This window comes from Fredinandcohnia quinoae, from assembly GCF_022427965.1.
GTDB lineage: Bacteria > Bacillota > Bacilli > Bacillales > Bacillaceae_L > Ferdinandcohnia > Ferdinandcohnia quinoae.
Map to the genome: position 1 here is coordinate 39,980 of NZ_JAKTTI010000027.1, position 20,875 is coordinate 60,854.

At 35.3% G+C, this 20,875-nt stretch carries 18 protein-coding genes; 8 read left to right on the plus strand and 10 right to left on the minus strand.

Annotation, left to right across the window (positions count from 1 at the left end; translation table 11 throughout):
- Positions 1 to 48: 48 nt before the first annotated feature.
- The 10 genes from MJG50_RS15705 to rpmH all read right to left on the minus strand — a co-directional run bounded on the left by MJG50_RS15705 (position 49) and on the right by rpmH (position 9,443).
- Positions 49 to 903, minus strand: a complete 855-nt coding sequence (locus MJG50_RS15705; protein ID WP_240256697.1) for a ParB/RepB/Spo0J family partition protein — start codon at positions 901 to 903, stop codon at positions 49 to 51.
- Positions 896 to 1,657 (minus strand): ParA family protein, encoded by a 762-nt coding sequence (locus MJG50_RS15710; protein WP_240256698.1) that lies wholly within the window; start codon positions 1,655 to 1,657, stop codon positions 896 to 898. Before MJG50_RS15710 ends, MJG50_RS15705 begins: the two co-directional genes overlap by 8 nt.
- A 212-nt stretch (positions 1,658 to 1,869) precedes the next feature.
- Entirely contained in the window at positions 1,870 to 2,775 is a 906-nt protein-coding gene (gene noc / locus MJG50_RS15715) for a nucleoid occlusion protein (protein ID WP_240256699.1), read from the minus strand.
- 176 nt (positions 2,776 to 2,951) lie between these two features.
- Positions 2,952 to 3,668, minus strand: a complete 717-nt coding sequence (rsmG, locus tag MJG50_RS15720) for a 16S rRNA (guanine(527)-N(7))-methyltransferase RsmG (protein WP_240256700.1) — start codon at positions 3,666 to 3,668, stop codon at positions 2,952 to 2,954.
- A 14-nt stretch (positions 3,669 to 3,682) separates the two neighbouring features.
- Positions 3,683 to 5,563 carry a tRNA uridine-5-carboxymethylaminomethyl(34) synthesis enzyme MnmG gene (gene mnmG, locus MJG50_RS15725; RefSeq protein ID WP_240256701.1) on the minus strand — a complete coding sequence of 627 codons (1,881 nt, stop codon included), beginning with the start codon at positions 5,561 to 5,563 and terminating at the stop codon, positions 3,683 to 3,685.
- 30 nt (positions 5,564 to 5,593) lie between these two features.
- Entirely contained in the window at positions 5,594 to 6,970 is a 1,377-nt protein-coding gene (gene mnmE / locus MJG50_RS15730) for a tRNA uridine-5-carboxymethylaminomethyl(34) synthesis GTPase MnmE (protein WP_240256702.1), read from the minus strand.
- Between the two features lie 296 nt (positions 6,971 to 7,266).
- Positions 7,267 to 7,887, minus strand: coding sequence for an RNA-binding cell elongation regulator Jag/EloR (gene jag / locus MJG50_RS15735; RefSeq protein WP_240256703.1), 621 nt, complete (start codon positions 7,885 to 7,887; stop codon positions 7,267 to 7,269).
- Positions 7,884 to 8,657 carry a YidC family membrane integrase SpoIIIJ gene (gene spoIIIJ, locus MJG50_RS15740; RefSeq protein WP_240256704.1) on the minus strand — a complete coding sequence of 258 codons (774 nt, stop codon included), beginning with the start codon at positions 8,655 to 8,657 and terminating at the stop codon, positions 7,884 to 7,886. The genes jag and spoIIIJ overlap by 4 nt, the downstream gene beginning before the upstream one ends.
- A 138-nt stretch (positions 8,658 to 8,795) precedes the next feature.
- Entirely contained in the window at positions 8,796 to 9,143 is a 348-nt protein-coding gene (gene rnpA, locus MJG50_RS15745) for a ribonuclease P protein component (protein ID WP_240256705.1), read from the minus strand.
- 165 nt (positions 9,144 to 9,308) lie between these two features.
- The gene (gene rpmH, locus MJG50_RS15750; protein ID WP_057997955.1) at positions 9,309 to 9,443 is read right to left on the minus strand and encodes a 50S ribosomal protein L34; all 135 of its coding nucleotides are present in this window, start codon (positions 9,441 to 9,443) and stop codon (positions 9,309 to 9,311) included.
- Between the two features lie 830 nt (positions 9,444 to 10,273).
- On the opposite strand from rpmH, the gene dnaA reads away from it, so the two are divergent.
- From dnaA to MJG50_RS15790, 8 genes are all read left to right on the plus strand, one after another.
- On the plus strand, positions 10,274 to 11,620 hold the full coding sequence (gene dnaA, locus MJG50_RS15755; RefSeq protein ID WP_240256706.1) for a chromosomal replication initiator protein DnaA: 1,347 nt from the start codon (positions 10,274 to 10,276) through the stop codon (positions 11,618 to 11,620).
- Positions 11,621 to 11,843: 223 nt separating this feature from the next.
- Positions 11,844 to 12,980 carry a DNA polymerase III subunit beta gene (gene dnaN / locus MJG50_RS15760; protein WP_240256707.1) on the plus strand — a complete coding sequence of 379 codons (1,137 nt, stop codon included), beginning with the start codon at positions 11,844 to 11,846 and terminating at the stop codon, positions 12,978 to 12,980.
- Between the two features lie 111 nt (positions 12,981 to 13,091).
- Positions 13,092 to 13,307 (plus strand): S4 domain-containing protein YaaA, encoded by a 216-nt coding sequence (gene yaaA / locus MJG50_RS15765; protein ID WP_240256708.1) that lies wholly within the window; start codon positions 13,092 to 13,094, stop codon positions 13,305 to 13,307.
- 15 nt (positions 13,308 to 13,322) lie between these two features.
- On the plus strand, positions 13,323 to 14,441 hold the full coding sequence (gene recF, locus MJG50_RS15770) for a DNA replication/repair protein RecF (protein ID WP_240256709.1): 1,119 nt from the start codon (positions 13,323 to 13,325) through the stop codon (positions 14,439 to 14,441).
- A gap of 12 nt (positions 14,442 to 14,453) precedes the next feature.
- Positions 14,454 to 14,732, plus strand: a complete 279-nt coding sequence (gene remB, locus MJG50_RS15775) for an extracellular matrix regulator RemB (RefSeq protein WP_240256710.1) — start codon at positions 14,454 to 14,456, stop codon at positions 14,730 to 14,732.
- Between the two features lie 68 nt (positions 14,733 to 14,800).
- Complete coding sequence (gene gyrB, locus MJG50_RS15780) at positions 14,801 to 16,723, plus strand: DNA topoisomerase (ATP-hydrolyzing) subunit B (RefSeq protein WP_240256714.1); 1,923 nt, start codon at positions 14,801 to 14,803, stop codon at positions 16,721 to 16,723.
- Positions 16,724 to 16,851: 128 nt separating this feature from the next.
- Positions 16,852 to 19,395 carry a DNA gyrase subunit A gene (gyrA, locus tag MJG50_RS15785; RefSeq protein ID WP_240256711.1) on the plus strand — a complete coding sequence of 848 codons (2,544 nt, stop codon included), beginning with the start codon at positions 16,852 to 16,854 and terminating at the stop codon, positions 19,393 to 19,395.
- Positions 19,396 to 19,504: 109 nt separating this feature from the next.
- Entirely contained in the window at positions 19,505 to 20,575 is a 1,071-nt protein-coding gene (locus MJG50_RS15790) for an HD-GYP domain-containing protein (RefSeq protein WP_240256712.1), read from the plus strand.
- Positions 20,576 to 20,875: the final 300 nt, after the last annotated feature.

The following is a 20,875-nucleotide window of genomic DNA, read 5'->3' on the forward strand; positions in this document are numbered from 1 at the left end:
CAATTTACTGTTAAAAGTAAGTTTGAAGGATATATCATGTATTGCTATTTAAGATACGCTCGGTGAATCTAACAATTCTAATATTCTTTCTAAATCTTCATTAGAAAAGAATTCTATTTCAATCTTACCTTTTTTCTTATTTTGCTTAATTGTTACTGATGTACCGAAACGCTCACGCAGAAAAGTCTCTCGTTCTTTAATAAAAATATCCTTTTCCTTTTTAGGCTTAATTGTTTCACGTGGAACATTTTGATTCATTTGGTTGATTAGATCTTCTAACTGACGAACATTAAGCTGTTCGGATAAAACCTTTTCAACAACTGCATCTAGCTTATCTTTATTTTTCAATCCAAGCAGTGTTCGTCCATGACCCATTGATAATTTACCTTCTGTTATTAGCTTCTGAATGCTCTTTGGAAGAGCTAAAAGACGTAAATGATTTGCTATATGTGGTCTGCTTTTACCTAATCTCTTAGCAAGCTGTTCTTGTGTTACCTTCAGATGGTCAATCAATGCTTGATATGCATAAGCCTCTTCAATTGGGGTAAGATCTTCTCGTTGTAAGTTTTCTAGTAATGCTAATTCCATCATTTGTTGTTCCGTCAAATCACGCACAACAACTGGTACTGTGTTTAACTTTGCTTCCTTCGCAGCTCGGAAGCGTCTCTCACCTGCAACAATTTCAAATCCCTTAATACTTTTTCTTACTATTAAAGGTTGTAAAATACCATGCGTAAGAATTGATTCCTTTAATTCAGCAATTGCTTCTGGTTCAAATGTTTTTCTTGGTTGATATGGATTTGGGCGTAATTCTTTAACTTTAATTTCTTGTACTACTTCTTCATTTCCAACTTCCATCGTTGAAAACAAAGCATTTATTCCCTTTCCTAAACCTTTAGCCATTCGCAATCACTTCCTTTGCAAGATCTAAGTAAACTTCTGCACCTCTTGACTTTGGATCATAAATAATGATTGGTTCACCATGACTTGGAGCTTCACTTAATCGAATATTCCTTGGAATGATTGTTTTATAAACCTTATCTTGGAAGTATTTTTTAACCTCCTCGATCACTTGTAGACCTAAATTCGTTCTAGCATCAAGCATTGTTAAAAGAACACCATCAATCATGAGTTCAGTATTTAAATGCTTTTGGACTAAACGAACAGTATTTAATAATTGGCTTAATCCCTCAAGTGCATAATACTCACATTGAACTGGAATAACTACAGTATCAGCAGCTGTTAAAGCATTAAGGGTTAATAATCCTAAAGAAGGTGGGCAATCGATAATAATATAATCATAACTATCTTTTACCTCCTCTAGCGCTCTTTTTAAACGGACCTCACGAGATATAGTTGGAACAAGTTCAATTTCAGCTCCCGCTAATTGAATCGTCGCAGGAATCATATATAAATTCTCAACTGATGTTGGTACTGTTACATTCTTTGCTGAAACATCCTCTACTAGAACATCATAAATGCACTCATCGACATTTGCTTTTTCAATCCCGCAGCCACTTGTTGCATTACCTTGAGGGTCAATATCAACAAGTAAAACTTTTTTACCTACATATGCCAAACATGCACTTAGATTTACTGAAGTAGTAGTCTTACCAACTCCACCCTTTTGGTTAGCAATCGCGATGGTTTTTCCCACGATGTCACCTACTTTCTAAATCAAATGCGAAACTCTCATCATCCTTACGATGATGAATAAAACATTTAAACTATCACTTTTTCTATTCTATCACGAAAAATGATGGGGTTTATCTTTTTTTGCAAAAAAGTAATAAAAATGTTTCACGTGAAACATTTTCTAATCAAAAAAAATATCCTCACCTTAAAAATCACTGTGAGGAAGCTAGTAATCTATTTGTTTTTAGGTATGCGAATGGTAAATTGATAGAAGTCTTCAAATTCTTCTTCTTCTGTATTTAATGAAACTCCACTTTCTTCTACCATTGTTAATGATTGACGAATAGTGTTCATCGCAATTCTCATATCTCGACTTACAGCTTTAAATCTTGGTTTTGGCTTTTTTTCGTTTCTTTCAAGCTCTTGTATTTTATTAACCCGATCCTCTGTCTGTTTGACATTAAGATGCCTTTCAATAACCTCTTGCAAAAGCTTAATTTGCTTCTCGGCATCTTTAAGAGGAATTAAAGCACGTGCATGACGCTCCGTTATTAACTTTTGCAATAATGCTTCTTGAACTTCCTGTGGAAGCTTCAATAAACGCAATTTATTAGCAACTGTAGATTGGCCTTTACCCAATCTTTGAGCTAATGCTTCTTGTGTTAAATTATGTAATTCTAGTAGTTTAGCATATGCCACTGCTTCTTCAATCGCAGAAAGCTCTTCCCGTTGAAGGTTTTCTATTAATGCTACAGAAGCGGTTTCAGTATCATTAAAATCTTTAATAATCGCAGGGATGGTATCCCAACCGAGTGTTTGAACAGCACGCCAGCGTCTTTCACCCGCAATTATCTCAAATTGATTGTCGGCAAATTGACGAACAACAATAGGTTGAATAATACCATGTGTTCGAATGGTCAATGCAAGTTCCTTAATTTTTTCCTCTGCAAAAACAGTACGAGGTTGGAATCGATTCGGCACAATTTCATTAATTGGAATTTGCTTTACCTCTTCGTTCGTATATGTCTCTTCATCTATATGTTGTTTATCTACTACTTGATCGATTACTTGTTCTTCATTCATAAGTTGATTGTCCTCTTTTTCACCAATGCTAAATAAGCGTGAAAATGGATGCTTCATACTCATATCACCCCTTAGGAAACTACCACTATAACAAATTCTCTTTTTATTCTTTCATTCCTTCTATTATAACATGGATAGTTGTAAAAAATCTTACAAACTTTCAACTGAATTATGTTCCACCTACTAAAAGGATACAGGGATTTAGAATGAAATTCAATCCTAATATCCCTTCTTTACACAATAGGCGTACGATTGGGTGTTCCGGGCTTACGTGGGTATTTCTTTGGTGTTATTTTGTTCTTATGGATGATAACAATATTACGATCGCTATTTTCAATTGGTAAAGAAAAATGATGTACGTCCTTAACTTCTCCACCTAGTATTTGAATTGCCTTTTGACCATCTTTTATTTCTTCATTTACTGAAGATGCTTTCATAGCAATAAACGTTCCATTAACTTTTACAAGTGGCAAACAAAGTTCACTTAGTACAGATAATCGAGCAACTGCTCTAGCCATCACAAGATCAAATGATTCTCTTACTTCCTTTTTTTGACCAAAGGTTTCTGCACGGTCATGATAGAAAGTAACATTTTCTAACTGTAATTGTTTTGAAAGCTCCTCAAGGAATGTAATCCGCTTTTGTAGAGAATCCACAATCGAAATATGTAAATTCGGAAAGCAAATTTTAAGTGGAATGCTTGGAAAACCCGCTCCAGCACCCACATCGCAAATTGATAATGTTTTGTTAAAATCGTAAAAGAACCCTGCAGAAATAGAGTCAAAGAAGTGTTTCAAATACACCTCAGGCTTCTCGGTAATTGCAGTGAGGTTCATTTTCTCATTCCACTCAACTAATAATTGATAATATTTTTCGAATTGATTAAGTTGGTAAGAAGAAAGTGTAATCCCTTTCTCCTCCAACATATTCGTAAATTGTGTAATGTCCATAATAAAAATCCCTTCTATACCTTTGCTATTTTCCCTTGCTCCAAATACACAAGTAAAATCGATACATCTGCGGGATTTACCCCAGAAATTCTAGAAGCTTGGGCTACTGATAATGGGCGAACCTGCTTTAGATTTTGTCTAGCTTCATTTGCCAATCCTGAGATTGCATCATAATCAATATTTTCAGGGATTCTCTTGTTTTCCATTTTTTTAAGTTTTTCAACTTGTTGTAATGACTTTTGAATATATCCCTCATATTTAATTTGAATTTCTACTTGCTCTTCTACATCTGGATGTAATGCTACATCACTTGGTGCAAGCAACTTAATATGGTCATACGTCATTTCTGGCCTTTTTAGCAAATCACTTGCTAATATCCCATCCTTAAGCTCACTGCCTCCTACAGAGGAGATCATAGCTTGGACTTCATTCGTTGGTTTTATTCGGATGGATTGTAAGCGTTCCTTTTCTTCCTCAATGGCTGCCTTTTTCGTTAAATATGCTTGATAACGTTCATCTGAAATTAAACCAATTTCGTGACCGATCTCAGTTAATCTCAAATCCGCATTATCATGACGTAGCAATAAGCGATATTCAGCACGTGATGTTAACAGACGATAAGGTTCACTTGTCCCCTTCGTAACTAAATCATCAATAAGGACACCAATGTATGCGTCAGATCGACTTAAAACAACCTCTTCTTTTCCGAGTGCGCGTCTACCAGCATTAATTCCGGCCATAATACCTTGTCCTGCAGCCTCTTCATAACCGGATGTTCCGTTAATTTGCCCCGCTGAATATAGATTCTTAATCCGTTTTGTTTCAAGGGTTGGCCATAATTGGGTAGGTACAATTGCATCATATTCAATTGCATATCCCGCTCGCATCATTTGTGCATTTTCAAGACCTGGAACAGACGAAATCAACTTATGTTGAACTTCCTCAGGTAAGCTTGTTGAAAGACCTTGAACATACACCTCATTTGTATTTCTGCCCTCAGGCTCAAGAAATACTTGATGTCTAGGTTTATCATTAAATCGAACCACTTTATCTTCAATTGAAGGACAGTATCTTGGACCTGTTCCCTTAATCATTCCAGAATACATTGGGGAACGATGTAGATTTGCTTCAATAATTTGATGAGTCTCATCACTCGTATACGTTAACCAACAAGGTAACTGGTCGGTAATGAATTTTGTTGTTTCATATGAAAAGGCCCTTGGAACATCATCACCAGGTTGAATTTCTGTTTTGCTATAGTCAATTGTGTGACTATTAACACGAGGAGGTGTACCTGTTTTAAAGCGCACTAACTCGAAGCCAAGTTCCTCAAGATTTTCGGATAATTTTACGGATGGCTGTTGATTATTTGGCCCACTTGAATATTTTAATTCCCCAAGAATAATCTCTCCACGTAAAAAAGTACCGGTCGTGATTACAACTGTCGTTGCTTTAAACACTGCTCCAGTTTTCGTAATAACACCTGTGCAAACACCGTCTTCAACGATCAACTGTTCAACCATACCTTGCATTAAGGTGATATTTTTTTCATTTTCAAGTGTTTTCTTTAATTCATGTTGATAAGCAAACTTATCTGCCTGTGCACGTAATGCACGAACAGCTGGCCCTTTTCCCGTATTCAACATTCTCATTTGAATATGAGTTTTATCAATATTTTTTGCCATTTCTCCACCAAGGGCATCAATTTCACGTACAACAATCCCTTTTGCTGGGCCGCCAACAGACGGGTTACATGGCATAAAAGCAATCATGTCGAGATTTATCGTTAATATTAATGTTTTGGCACCCATACGTGCTGCAGAGAGACCTGCCTCACAGCCCGCATGTCCTGCACCTATTACAATTACATCATAATTTCCTGCTTCATAGCTCAATTTGGGTATCCCCTTTTTTACAAAAATTTATTACTTTCCTAAACAGAATTGAGAAAAGAGCTGATTGATTAAGCTTTCTTGTACGGTATCACCAATGATTTCACCTAATAGCTCCCATGTTCTCGTTAAGTCTATTTGAATCAAGTCAATTGGTATATCAGATTCAATTCCAAAAGTCGCATCTTCCATCGTCTTTTTTGCTTGAGTGAGTAAAGCGATATGGCGGGAGTTCGAAACATATGATAAATCACCCGCTTCAAGTGAACCTTCAAAGAACAAAGAAGAAATTGCTTCCTCTAAGTCATCCACCCCATGCTCCTCAAGTAAAGAGGTTGTTACGATTGGATATGATTTAGCAAGTATCTTGACCCGCTCCAAGTCAATTTTCTTTGGGAGGTCTGTTTTATTAATGAGAATAATTGCTTCCATTCCAGCAATCGCTTCAAATAAACGCTCATCCTCAATTGTCAATTCATCACCATAATTTAATACAAGTAAAATAAGATCTGCCTGTTTTAATACTTCCCTTGATCGTTCTACACCAATACGTTCAACAATATCTTCCGTTTCACGAATTCCAGCAGTATCCACTAATCGTAGAGGCACACCTCGAACATTTACATATTCCTCAATCACATCACGAGTTGTACCAGGAATATCTGTTACGATTGCTTTATTTTCATGAACGAGACTATTTAAAAGCGAAGACTTTCCGACATTAGGTCTCCCAATAATAACAGTGGATAGTCCTTCGCGTAAAATTTTCCCTTGATTAGAGGTATGAAGGAGTTTCTCAATCTCACCATGTACATATCCCGCTTTTTCTATTAATACGTTATGAGTCATCTCTTCAACATCATCATATTCCGGATAATCAATATTCACTTCAATATGTGCTAAAGTTTCTAATAACTCTTGACGTAAGCTTGTTATAAGCTTGGAAAGTCTCCCCTCCATTTGCCCAATCGCCATATTCATCGCACGGTCTGTTTTTGCACGAATTAAATCCATTACTGCTTCAGCCTGTGATAAATCAATACGTCCGTTTAAAAATGCTCGTTTTGTAAATTCTCCTGGTTCTGCCAGTCTAGCTCCATTCGTTAAAACTAACTGCAATACCCGATTAACCGACACAAGTCCACCATGACAATTAATTTCAACTACATCCTCACGAGTAAAGGTTTTTGGTCCCTTCATAACTGAAACCATTACTTCCTCTACCGTTATTCCTGACTGAGGATCTATAATATGTCCATAATGAATCGTATGTGATTCGACCTCTTGCAGGCTCTTTTCCTTAAATATCCGATTAGCAATTTCAATTGCTTCATCCCCACTTAACCGAACAATTGCAATTGCTCCCTCACCCATTGGAGTTGAAATCGCAGCGATCGTATCATACTCCATTTCTTCACCTCTTTTTGAACACGCACTTATATTTGAAAAATATAATTTTACCATAATCACATCAATCCACATAATCTAATCTTATTATTTCCTATTTATCCACAAGAATAACATGATTGGATTTCGTATTGCTAAGTACCCTTCATTTTATCTTATCCACATGTGAATAACAATATTTTAATCCAGACTACAAGTTATACACGTCCTCTCATTTTTAACCTTTAACCGATAACCTTCTTCATCAAAAAAATACACAAAAAAACCTAGGCTTTTACACCTAGGTTTTACAATTACGATTATTTAACTGGAGAAATAACGATATGTCTCTTTGGATCAGTTCCAGAAGAAAATGTCTTTATTCTTTTATTCGTGACTAAAGCTGAATGGATCACCTTACGCTCATATGAAGGCATTGGCTCTAATGGTATGTCATGACCGGTACGAATTGCTTTATCAGCAAGTCGTTCAGCCAACTGAATAAGCGTTTCTTCACGTCGTCCTCGGTAATTTTCAGCATCAATGATGATATTCAAGTATTGATCTGCAAAGCGATTTGCAACAAGCTGAGTTAAATATTGTAAGGAATTAAGGGTTTGTCCTCTTTTTCCAATTAATACAGCAAGTTTTTCCCCTGAAAGATCAAACTTAACATTTTTTCCATTTACTTGCACATCAACTTTTGCAGAGACATTCATTGAAGCTACAACATTCTCAAGGAACTTCCTAGCTTCTTCAATTGGATCGAATTTTATCGTCGCTTTAACAACAGCGGGCTTTGACCCAAAAATACCGAACAACCCTTTTTTACCTTCATCGATGATCTTTATTTCTGCGCGGTCCTTAGTTGTGTTCAATTGAGCTAAAGCTGATTCCACTGCTTCATCGACAGTTTGCCCTGTAGCAGTTACTTGTTTCACTTTTTGGCTCCTCCCGCATTTCCAGATGCTGCTTGTCGTAGATCTGGACCTTTAATTAATATAGTTTGAACAATCATAAAGATATTACCTACAACCCAGTATAAAGATAAAGCAGCTGGGAAGTTAATTGCAAAGATAACAATCATGATTGGCATCAACCAAAGCATCATAGCCATTTGTGGGTTATTATCCATTCCCATCATTGTAATCTTTTGTTGAATAAAAGTGGTTATACCTGCAACGATCGGCAGAATATAATATGGATCTGCTTCACCTAAGTCAAACCATAAGAAGTTATCTTCAGCAATTGCTCTCGTTCTCATGATTGCATGATAAAAACCAATTAGGATTGGCATTTGAATCAATAACGGAAAACAACCTGCTAATGGATTAACACCATGCTTTTGGAAAAGTTGCATCGTTTCTTGTTGTAGTTTTTGCTGTGTTTTTTGGTCTTTTGAACTGTATTTTTCACGAAGTGATTTAAGTTCAGGCTGAATCGCTTGCATTGCCTTTGAACTTCTAGTTTGTTTGATCATTAATGGTAATAATACTAAACGAATTAAAATTGTAACAATAATAATTGATAATCCATAACTATTCCCAACATGTTCTGCAACAAACTTAATTAGCCAAGAAAGTGGATAAACAAAATACTGATTCCAAAATCCAGTACTTTCGCTATTAATTTCCTCATTAACCTGGGTACACCCAGTCATGACTAATAAAAGACCAAATAGTGTACTTAATAGTAATATTCGCCTTTTCAAACACTTTTCCTCCTATTATTAAAGATCCTTTAGAAAAACTAATTATCAAAATATATGTATTTTGAAATAATTCACTATATTTTAGCTTAATTCTACCATTATTACTTAGAAATATCTTCTTTCAACTAAAAAAATCTATCATTTGGAAACCTTTTTTAAAACCCTCGCAACTCGTAATACATGAAGCAAACTACTTTTAACCTCTTCATAATCCATAGTTGCAACTGGCTTCCTAGCAATAATAATATAATCCCTATTTTGAACCAATTGTTTATGCTCTAAAAAAAATTGTCTTATCAATCTTTTAATCCTATTTCTCATAACCGCATTTCCGATTTTCTTACTAACCGAAAGTCCAATTCTAAAATGATCCTGATCGTCTCTCTCATATACATAGACAACGAATTGCCTATTGGCAGACGACTTACCTGATTGAAATACAGTTTGAAAATCTTGATTCCTCTTTATCCGATATTCCTTTTTCATCTATTACAACTCCTGCATTTCGAAACAACACGCTTGTTTCAATCCAATTATGTACATAACCATTATGGCCAAGTCGGAAATTGAATTAAACATTGTCTTATCATTTGAAGACTTTACGTTTTACCTTTTCTTTATTAGAAAAAAGACCACTGACGCTGCAGTGGTCTATGCTGATAATACTTTTCTTCCCTTTTGACGACGACGAGCTAGAACCTTACGTCCGTTTTTAGAGCTCATACGACTACGGAAACCGTGCACTTTACTGTGTTTACGTTTGCTTGGTTGATACGTTCTTTTCATTATATGACACCTCCCTGAGGAATTGCTCTCTAAATTATTACATAGACAGTCTTACTAATTATAGAGAACACTAATAAAAAATGTCAACCTAAAATCGTTACTATATTTTGGATATAGCTCTTTTGACCATTTTTCCGATTAATCTCATCATCAGCAAGCTGCCTCTGCTTTTCTACTTGTCTAGCTCCGGCGACTAGAAACTCGAGAAACTTCTACTTCTCCAGCAGAGGCAAAAAGCGCCTCTTTGTCGAAGTTGTAAGTTTTCTCGTTTCTGAGCAAGTCGCCTGCGCTTTTCTACTTGTGGACAACTTTTTTCGACATTTTTCTCTATCCACAACAGTTATTGACAGGCTTTACACATTATCTTGTGTTGTGGACAATTTTTTTCCACAACCTATAGGTATTGTGGATAAGTTTTCGAAAACCATTGATTATCTAGGGATTATTTGATATTATATTGTTGTTTTCACTCGTGACAACTTATTCACATATTTAACCTTATCCACAGAATGTGGATAACATGTGGATAGTTTTTTACACATTGTGAATATGGGGTTGTCCACAATCCGTGGATTATGTCGAAAAGATGTTTTTCTACTATATTATATAGTTATTCACAATTTACATGTTAGTATATTTATAAATCTATATGCAAGTTTTTATAATTAGTTGTATATAACCTCATAATTATACAATGAACTTGTCAATTGGTGAGCCTTAGGGAGACAACAGAGGCACTGCTTCCATGGCTTATTCTTATGCCCTTATTCGGAAACTTTCTTTTCCATTAAAAATGAATCGGCCAAACTAATGATAAAGGAGGGAAATCGTTGGAGAACATTGCTGACCTGTGGTCCAAAGCACTTCAGGAAATTGAAAAAAAGCTAAGTAAGCCTAGTTTTGAAACATGGTTAAAATCTACAAAAGCCCATGCATTACAAAATGACACACTGATCATTACTGCTCCAAATGAATTTGCCAGAGACTGGCTTGAATCAAGGTATTTACATCTAATTGCTGAAACGATCTACGATTTAACTGGCGAAGAGCTAGGAATAAAATTTATTATTCCTCAAAACCAGCTCGAAGAAGAATTTGAAATCAAAACTCCAGTACAAAAGTCCTCAAAGCCAGAAGAAACAGTAGAGACTGCACAAAATATGCTTAATCAAAAGTACACATTTGATACCTTTGTAATTGGTTCTGGAAATCGCTTTGCACATGCGGCTTCTTTAGCTGTTGCAGAAGCACCAGCTAAAGCATATAATCCCCTATTTATTTATGGTGGAGTAGGATTAGGAAAAACACATCTTATGCATTCAATCGGCCATTATGTGAAGGATCATAATCCTGGAGCAAAGGTTGTATACCTATCATCAGAGAAATTTACGAATGAATTTATTAATTCAATTCGAGACAATAAAGCAGTTGAATTTCGTAATAAATATCGAAATGTAGATGTGTTACTTATAGATGATATTCAATTTCTTGCAGGAAAAGAATCAACACAAGAGGAATTTTTCCATACTTTTAATACACTTCACGAGGAAAGTAAACAAATTGTGATTTCAAGTGACCGTCCACCTAAAGAAATTCCAACCTTGGAAGATCGACTTCGTTCCAGGTTCGAATGGGGTTTAATCACTGATATTACACCTCCTGATTTGGAAACAAGGATTGCCATTTTACGTAAAAAGGCAAAGGCTGAAGGGTTAGATATACCTAACGAGGTCATGCTTTATATTGCGAATCAAATCAATACAAATATTCGTGAACTTGAAGGTGCACTTATTCGAATTGTTGCCTATTCTTCCTTAATAAATAAAGATATTAATGCAGATCTTGCTGCAGAAGCATTAAAGGATATTATCCCAAGTTCAAGACCAAAGGTCATTACGATATTTGAAATTCAAAAAACAGTTGGACAACATTTTAATATTAAGCTAGAAGACTTTAAGGCAAAAAAGCGAACTAAATCGATTGCCTTTCCACGTCAAATTGCGATGTATTTATCACGTGAACTTACAGATTCCTCACTTCCCAAAATTGGAGATGAATTTGGTGGACGTGATCATACAACCGTCATACACGCTCATGAAAAAATTTCAAAACTACTTCAGACGGATACACAATTACAAAAGCAGATTGATGAAATAAATACACAATTAAAAGGTTAATGCTCTTTTAACTACTTTATCAAAGAGTGAATACTGTGAATAACTTTATTGAAGTTACACACAACCTGTCCACATGTGGATAGACAGTACTACATGATGGTTTTTGGGGTTATCCACATATCAACAAGACCTACTAGTACTTCTACGATTTTTAAAGACTTTAAATTAAATATTATATTCACTTGAAATCAAAAATAGACTTGTTTTCTTAGGAGGATTTTTGATGAAATTTATTATTCAAAGAGAATATCTTGTGCGAAGTGTACAAGATGTTATGAAGGCAGTATCATCTAGAACGACAATTCCAATATTAACTGGGATAAAAATAGTAGCGACAACTGAAGGTGTAACATTAACAGGAAGTGATTCTGATATTTCGATTGAATCCTTCATTCCTACTGAAGAAGCAGGAGACGAAATTGTTGAAATTAAGCAAGTAGGTAGTATTGTGCTACAAGCTAGATTCTTCAGTGAAATTGTTAAGAAACTACCTAAAGATACAGTTGAAATTGAGGTTCAATCAAATTTATTAACAATCATTCGTTCAGGAAAAGCTGAATTTAATTTAAATGGTTTAGATGCAGAGGAATATCCTCATCTACCACAAATTGAGGAAAACAATGTTTTTAAAATTCCAGCTGATCTATTGAAAAATATGATTCGCCAAACTGTATTTGCAGTTTCAACTTCTGAAACTAGACCGATTCTAACAGGTGTTAATTGGAAAGTAGAAAATAATGAATTAGTATGTATTGCTACAGATAGTCACCGATTGGCAATGAGAAATGCAAAAATAGAAACGGAAAATGAGCGTTCGTATCATGCTGTCATCCCAGGCAAAAGCCTAAATGAATTAAGTAAAATTTTGGATGATACAAATGACTTAGTAGATATTGTTATTACTGAAAATCAAGTTTTATTTAAAACGAAGCACTTATTATTCTTTTCTCGTTTATTAGATGGAAATTATCCTGATACATCACGACTTATCCCAACTGAAAGTAAAACAGAAGTTGTATTAACAACAAAGGAATTTTTACAAGCAATTGATCGTGCTTCCCTACTTGCAAGAGAAGCAAATAATAACGTGGTTAAATTATCAACATTACCTGATGGTGTCATTGAAGTCTCTTCTATTTCTCCTGAAATAGGTAAAGTTACTGAAGAAATTCAGAGTCAATCAATTGAAGGAGAAGAATTAAAGATTTCATTTAGTGCTAAATACATGATGGATGCATTAAAAGCATTGGAAAGTTCAGAAATTAAAATAAGCTTTACCGGAGCAATGAGACCATTTTTCATAAAAGCAATAAATGATGATACAGTGTTTCATTTAATTCTTCCTGTTCGTACTTTCTAAAAGAATAATATTGGTTTTAAACTACTAGGCAATAACCTAGTAGTTTTCTTTTCTCCCAATATTTTAGTAAAATGTAAATAAAGACTGGATATTTAGAAGGTAGGCGGAAAAATGACACAAACCATTAAAATTTCAACAGAGTATATCACTTTAGGTCAATTTTTAAAGCTAGCTGATGTCATTCAATCTGGTGGAATGGCGAAGTGGTTTTTAAGTGAACATGAAATATTCGTAAATGGAGAACCAGAGAATCGGCGCGGAAAAAAATTATTTAGCAAAGATATAGTAGACATTCCTGGCTTTGGAACGTTTATTGTCTCATCCTAAAGTGGGTGAAGATATTTGTTTATCGAAGATATCATTTTAAAGAACTATAGGAATTACCTAAATTTATCCATTAGTTTTGAAAATAAAGTTAATGTTATTTTGGGGGAAAATGCTCAAGGCAAAACGAATGTAATGGAATCTATCTATGTTTTAGCGATGGCAAAGTCCCATCGAACATCGAATGATAAAGATTTGATTCGCTGGGATGAAGAATATGCTAAAATAGAGGGTAGGGTTCAAAAACGGAACGGACCTTTATCATTACAGCTAGTTATTTCCAAGAAAGGCAAGAAAGCAAAAAGTAATCATTTGGAACAGCAAAAATTAAGTCAATATGTTGGCAGCATGAATGTCGTCATGTTCGCTCCAGAAGATTTGCATCTTGTAAAGGGAAGCCCCCAGGTAAGAAGACGTTTTATAGATATGGAGATTGGTCAAGTATCTGCAGTGTATTTACATGATTTGAATCAGTATCAAAAAATACTTCAACAAAGAAACCATTATTTAAAGCTTCTTCAGACTAGAAAACAAACTGATAAGACAATGTTAGATGTACTAACTTCTCAATTAGTTGAAGTAGCAACAAAAATTGTCAAAAAACGATATGAATTTTTAGCCCTTTTACAGTCATGGGCAGAGCCGATTCATAGGGGAATTAGTCGCGGATTAGAGACTCTTCACATTCAATATAAACCTTCAATAGAGGTATTAGAAAACTTTGAGTTGTCGAAAATGGTAGATGTATATGAGGAAAAGTTTGCTAAAATAAGAGATAGGGAAATCGAACGAGGTGTCACATTAGCAGGTCCGCATCGGGATGACCTGGCATTTTTTGTGAATGAAAAAGATGTTCAAACATTTGGGTCACAAGGACAACAACGTACGACCGCCCTTTCATTAAAACTAGCAGAAATAGAATTAATTCATTCAGAAATCGGAGAATACCCGATTCTTTTACTAGATGATGTTCTTTCAGAATTAGACGATTTCAGGCAATCACATTTACTTAACACGATACAAGGCAAGGTTCAAACATTTGTGACGACAACAAGTGTAGATGGAATTAATCATGATACATTGAGGCATGCTGCAACGTTTCAAGTAGCAGCTGGCGAAATGACAAAGCTCAAATGAGGTGATGAAAGTTTGTTCATTCACTTAGGAGAAAATATAATCGTCCGTTCAACAGATGTCATTACAATTTTAGATCGTCAGCTCTTAAAATCTTCATCAATTGTGAACGAATTTTTAGAAGCTCAAAAAGACAAAATTGTTGAACTAGCGAATGAGAATACAAAGTCTGTTATTGTAACTGTTGATCATGTATATTTTTCCCCTTTATCCTCAAGTACTTTAAAACGGCGAGCACAGCATGTTTCTGAATTAGAAGCATCATTTGAAGAAGAAATTTCAGTAGAGGAATAAACGGAAAAAAGGATTTTTGAACTTCCTCTTTAGCTTTGGAATATGAAGTGTAGGTGATAAAAATGGCAATGGAAGAAAAAGAGATGGAACAACAAACATATGACGAAAGTCAAATTCAGGTATTAGAGGGCCTTGAAGCCGTTAGAAAGCGCCCAGGTATGTATATTGGTTCAACAAGTGGAAAAGGACTGCACCACTTAGTATGGGAAATCGTTGATAATAGTATTGACGAAGCCCTTGCAGGTTATTGTGATGAAATTAATGTCATTATTGAAGAAGACAATAGTATCACAGTAAAAGATAATGGACGAGGAATCCCTGTTGGAATCCACGAGAAAATGGGAATACCAGCTGTTGAAGTGATCATGACTGTTCTTCATGCAGGTGGAAAATTTGATGGCGGTGGATATAAGGTTTCAGGTGGACTTCATGGAGTTGGTGCATCGGTCGTTAATGCACTTTCAACAGTATTAGAGGTATATGTTCATCGTGATCAGAAAGTCCATTTTATCAAATTTGAACGTGGAGTTACGACAACCCCATTAACAGTCATTGGTGAGACTGACCATAATGGTACAATTACTCATTTCAAACCAGATGGAGAAATCTTTACAGAAACATTAGAATACGATTTTGATACACTGGCAACTCGCTTACGTGAGCTTGCGTTTTTAACACGTGGGGTCAAGATTACAATTGAAGATAAACGAGTGGAAAATAAAAAGATGGAATACCATTATGAAGGTGGTATTAAATCATATGTTGAACACCTCAATCGTACAAGAGAAGTTATTCATGAAGAACCTGTCTTTGTTGAAGGTGAAAGAGATGGAATATCAGTTGAAATCGCTCTTCAATACAATGATAGTTATACTAGTAATATCTATTCCTTTGCGAATAATATTCATACGTATGAAGGTGGAACGCACGAATCTGGTTTTAAAACAGCATTAACACGAATTATTAATGATTATGCACGTAAGAATAATATTTTTAAAGATGCTGATGCCAATTTAACAGGTGACGATGTTCGAGAAGGACTTACTGCCATTATTTCTGTTAAGCATCCTGATCCACAGTTTGAAGGTCAAACAAAAACAAAGTTAGGAAATAGTGAGGCAAGGACTGTTACTGAATCAGTCTTTTCTGAGAAATTTGAATCATTCTTATTAGAAAATCCGTCAGTAGCGAAGAAAATTGTTGAAAAAGGTACGATGGCTGCAAGAGCAAGAATGGCTGCTAAAAAAGCGCGTGAATTAACAAGACGTAAGAGCGCATTAGAAATCTCAAGCCTACCAGGTAAATTGGCTGATTGTTCATCTAAGGATCCTGCAATAAGTGAAATTTATATTGTTGAGGGAGATTCAGCAGGTGGTTCAGCTAAACAAGGACGTGATCGCCATTTCCAAGCAATTTTGCCTTTACGAGGTAAAATTCTTAATGTTGAGAAGGCGAGACTAGATAGAATTCTATCTAATTTGGAAATCCGTTCAATGATAACAGCATTCGGTACCGGAATTGGTGAGGATTTTGATATATCAAAGGCACGTTATCATAAAATTGTGATCATGACAGATGCGGATGTTGATGGTGCACATATACGGACACTATTATTAACGTTCTTTTATCGTTTTATGCCTAAAATTATCGAGAGTGGATATGTATATATTGCACAGCCTCCTTTGTTCAAGGTTCAGCAAGGTAAAAAGGTTCAATATGCATACAATGACCGCGAATTAGATGAGATTTTAAGTCAATTACCTAGTCAACCAAAACCAGGTATTCAACGATACAAAGGTTTAGGGGAAATGAACCCTGAACAATTATGGGAAACAACTATGGACCCAGCAAACCGTGCAATGCTCCAAGTTAATTTGCAAGATGCAATTGATGCGGATGAAACATTTGAAATGTTAATGGGTGACAAAGTTGAACCAAGGCGTAACTTTATCGAAGAAAATGCACAGTACGTTAAGAATTTAGATATTTAAAAAGTAATTACACAGGATAGTATTTGTCCGAATGCATTAGCATTTCGGTCTATCCTAGTTTTTACATAATTGAATGGGTAGAAATAGTTAGTTTTTATTGATACCCCTGATAAGGGAGGTTTCTTCATATGTCAGAAGGTCAAAATTCACAAGTAAAAGAAATTAATATAAGCCAAGAAATGAGAACATCATTCCTTGACTATGCAATGAGTGTTATTGTTTCACGTGCACTGCCAGATGTCCGTGATGGTTTAAAACCTGTACATCGCCGTATTTTATATGCAATGAATGATTTAGGTATGACTTCTGATAAGGCATATAAAAAGTCAGCACGTATTGTTGGGGAAGTAATTGGTAAGTATCACCCACATGGTGATACAGCAGTTTACCATTCAATGGTTCGTATGGCTCAAGATTTTAACTATCGCTATATGCTTGTCGATGGGCATGGTAACTTTGGTTCTGTTGATGGAGACCTTGCAGCAGCAATGCGTTACACAGAAGCACGTATGTCCAAAATATCAATGGAAATTATTCGTGATATTAATAAAGATACAATTGATTATCAGGATAACTATGACGGTTCTGAAAGAGAACCAGTTGTACTCCCATCACGTTTTCCTAATCTATTAGTAAATGGTGCAGCGGGAATTGCCGTTGGTATGGCAACGAATATTCCTCCCCATCAATTAGGTGAGGTCATTGATGGAATTCTTGCTCTAAGTAAAGATCCAGACATTACGATAGCGGAGCTTATGGATATTATTCCAGGCCCTGACTTTCCTACAGCTGGACAGATTTTAGGAAGAAGCGGAATTAGAAAGGCATATGAAACTGGAAAAGGTTCTATAACATTACGTGCGAAAGTAGAAATAGAGGAAAAAAGTAATGGTAGAGAAGTCATCTTAGTTCATGAACTTCCATATCAAGTAAATAAAGCAAAATTAATTGAGAAAATTGCAGAACTTGTCCGTGACAAAAAGATTGATGGTATAACTGACCTTCGTGATGAGTCAGATCGTAATGGTATGCGGGTTGTCATGGAAGTACGTAGGGATGCAAATGCAAATGTTATTTTGAATAATTTATATAAGCATACTGCTTTACAAACGAGCTTTGGCATTAATATGCTGGCACTAGTTGGCGGTCAACCAAAGATTTTAAATCTGAAACAATGTCTCAGTCATTACTTGGACCATCAAATAGTCGTTATTAAACGTCGGACAGCATTTGAATTAAGAAAAGCCGAGGCTAGAGCCCATATTTTAGAGGGATTGCGGATTGCACTTGATCATCTCGATGAAGTAATCACACTCATTCGAAACTCACAAAATACGGATATTGCGCGAGAAGGCTTAATGACAAAATTCAGTTTATCTGAAAAACAAGCACAAGCCATTCTAGATATGCGTCTACAACGTTTGACAGGTCTAGAACGTGAGAAGATAGAAGATGAATATCAAGGTCTTTTGCAATTAATTGCTGAACTAAAAGCAATTCTAGCAGATGAAGAAAAAGTATTAGAGATTATTCGCGAAGAATTACTAGAGATTAAAGAACGTTTTAATGATACTAGGCGTACTGAAATCATGTCTGGTGGCATTGAAATGATTGAAGATGAGGATTTAATCCCAAGAGAGAATATAATCCTTACACTTACGAATAATGGATATATTAAACGTCTTCCAGTGTCAACATATCGGAGTCAAAGACGTGGTGGCCGAGGTATACAGGGAATGGGTACGAATGAAGATGACTTTGTTGAACACTTACTTTCTACCTCAACCCATGACACTATTTTATTCTTTACGAATAAAGGGAAAGTATATCGATTAAAAGGGTATGAAATACCGGAATATAGTCGTACAGCTAAAGGGATCCCAATCATTAATCTATTAGGAATCGAAAAAGGGGAATGGATTAATGCAATTATCCCAGTTTCAGAATTTGCAGATGATTGGTTCTTGTTCTTCACAACGAAAGAGGGTATTTCAAAACGGTCTCCGCTGTCTTCATTTGCGAATATCCGCACAAGTGGATTAATAGCTGTTAGTCTTCGTGAAGAAGATGAATTAATATCAGTTCGACTGACAGATGGATCGAAGGATATCATTATTGGAACGAAAAAAGGAATGTTAATTCGATTCCCTGAAACGGATGTTCGATCAATGGGTCGTACTGCCTCTGGTGTTAAAGGGATTAATCTAGGTACTGATGATGAAGTTGTCGGTATGGAAATACTTGAGGATAATGTTGATGTATTAATTGTTACTGAAAAAGGGTATGGGAAACGGACACCTGCATCTGAATATCGCATTCAAAGCCGTGGTGGTAAAGGATTAAAAACAGTTAATATTACCGAGAAGAATGGAAATGTAATTGCTGTTAAAGCTGTAACAGTTGATTCAGACTTAATGCTTATCACTGGAGCGGGTGTGTTAATCAGAATGGCGATTGGTGATATTTCTCAAATCGGTAGAACCACTCAAGGTGTAAAACTCATTCGTTTAGATGGTTCTGAATTTGTTGCTACAGTTGCAGTAGTTGATAAGGAAGAAGAAGTGGATGAGGCTGAATTGAATGAGGAACAAAATATTCCAGAAGTATCAGAAGAAAGAAATGATATAGAAGGAATAGTAGTAGATAATCATGAACCTCAAGATGAAGAATAAATAGGGTGAAAGAGAAACACTGATGCAGTGTTTCTCTTTTTTTGATAAAATGTAAATATCATGTACCATACACGAGTTATGATATGACGGTAGAGAAGAGGATTGTAAAATGAGAATAATGGTTAATCAACTTCAGGAAGGATGTATTATTTCTAAGGATATTTTCTCCTTAACAAATAAACCGATTATTCCTAAAAAGACAGTATTAACAAATAAGCACATAGAGGTCCTAAAGTCTTTTCTTATAAAAGATGTTTATGTTGAATCTATTTTGATTAACGGTGAACCCTTTCTTCCAACTGAAATAATTGAAGAAGAGGTTGAACAACCTCAAAATGTATTGTCTCTAATGGAGCAATATTTAAAGTCAGTAAAGGAATATAAGCAACTATTCAATAATTGGCAAGCAGGTGCTGTTGTTGATGTAGGGAAGGTTCGCTCAATTATAATCCCCTTGCTAGATCAAGTGCTAGAACAGCCTAATGAATTATTTTCGTTATATCACTATTCAAGTAGAGAAGAATATATTTTTCATCATTCAGTTACCGTCGGTTTACTATCGGGTTTACTAGGAATGCGACTACAATATGCTAAAGCAGATTGTAATCAGCTTGCAATTGCTGGTCTTCTAAGTGACTGTGGAATGTCAAAGATAGATCCAAGTATTCTAACAAAAAATACATCACTTTCACTTAAAGAGTATAACGAAATAAAAAAACACCCTCTTTACAGTTACCGAATGATAGAAAAAATATCTTTATTAAACGATAATATTAAATTAGCAGTGTTACAGCATCATGAAAGAATTGATGGGACTGGCTATTTAATGGGCGTATCCGGGGAAAAGTTACACCCTTATGGGAAAATTGTTGCACTTGCTGATGTGTATTCAGCCATGACATCTGAAAGACCTTATAGTAGTAAACAATCCCCTTTTAAAGTACTAGAGCAAATAAGACAAGAAAGCTTTGGGAAATTTGATGTAAGGATTGTTGATGCCTTAACCAATGAGGTAGCAAAGCTATCAATTGGCACAAAAGTTAAGCTGTCAAATGGGCAAAGCGGTGAAATAATATTCATAGAAAGTAGTAATCCGACAAGACCAATGATCAAAATTAGTGACAATGAATTTTTAGAGTTAAAAAAGAATCGACAAATTTTCATTGAGGAAATTATATAAGTAAAGAATTAATTATTATGGATGAATCATTGTATCTCATCCTTTTTTTTATGGGGAAACTAAGAGAGTATTTACGTGGTGTTCAAGATAAAAGGAGTTTTTAAATTTCCTTCCTTGATTTTATCTGCGATTCCTGATATACTTCTTTAAGTCGAGAGGCTGAATAAATTATTTTAAAAAAGTAATTGACTTTAAATATCATAATATGATATATTAATAAAGTCGCTTCAAGGCGATGATCTTAAAAAGTTCTTTGAAAACTGAACACAATACAAGCGTCAACGTTTAATCAAGATAACA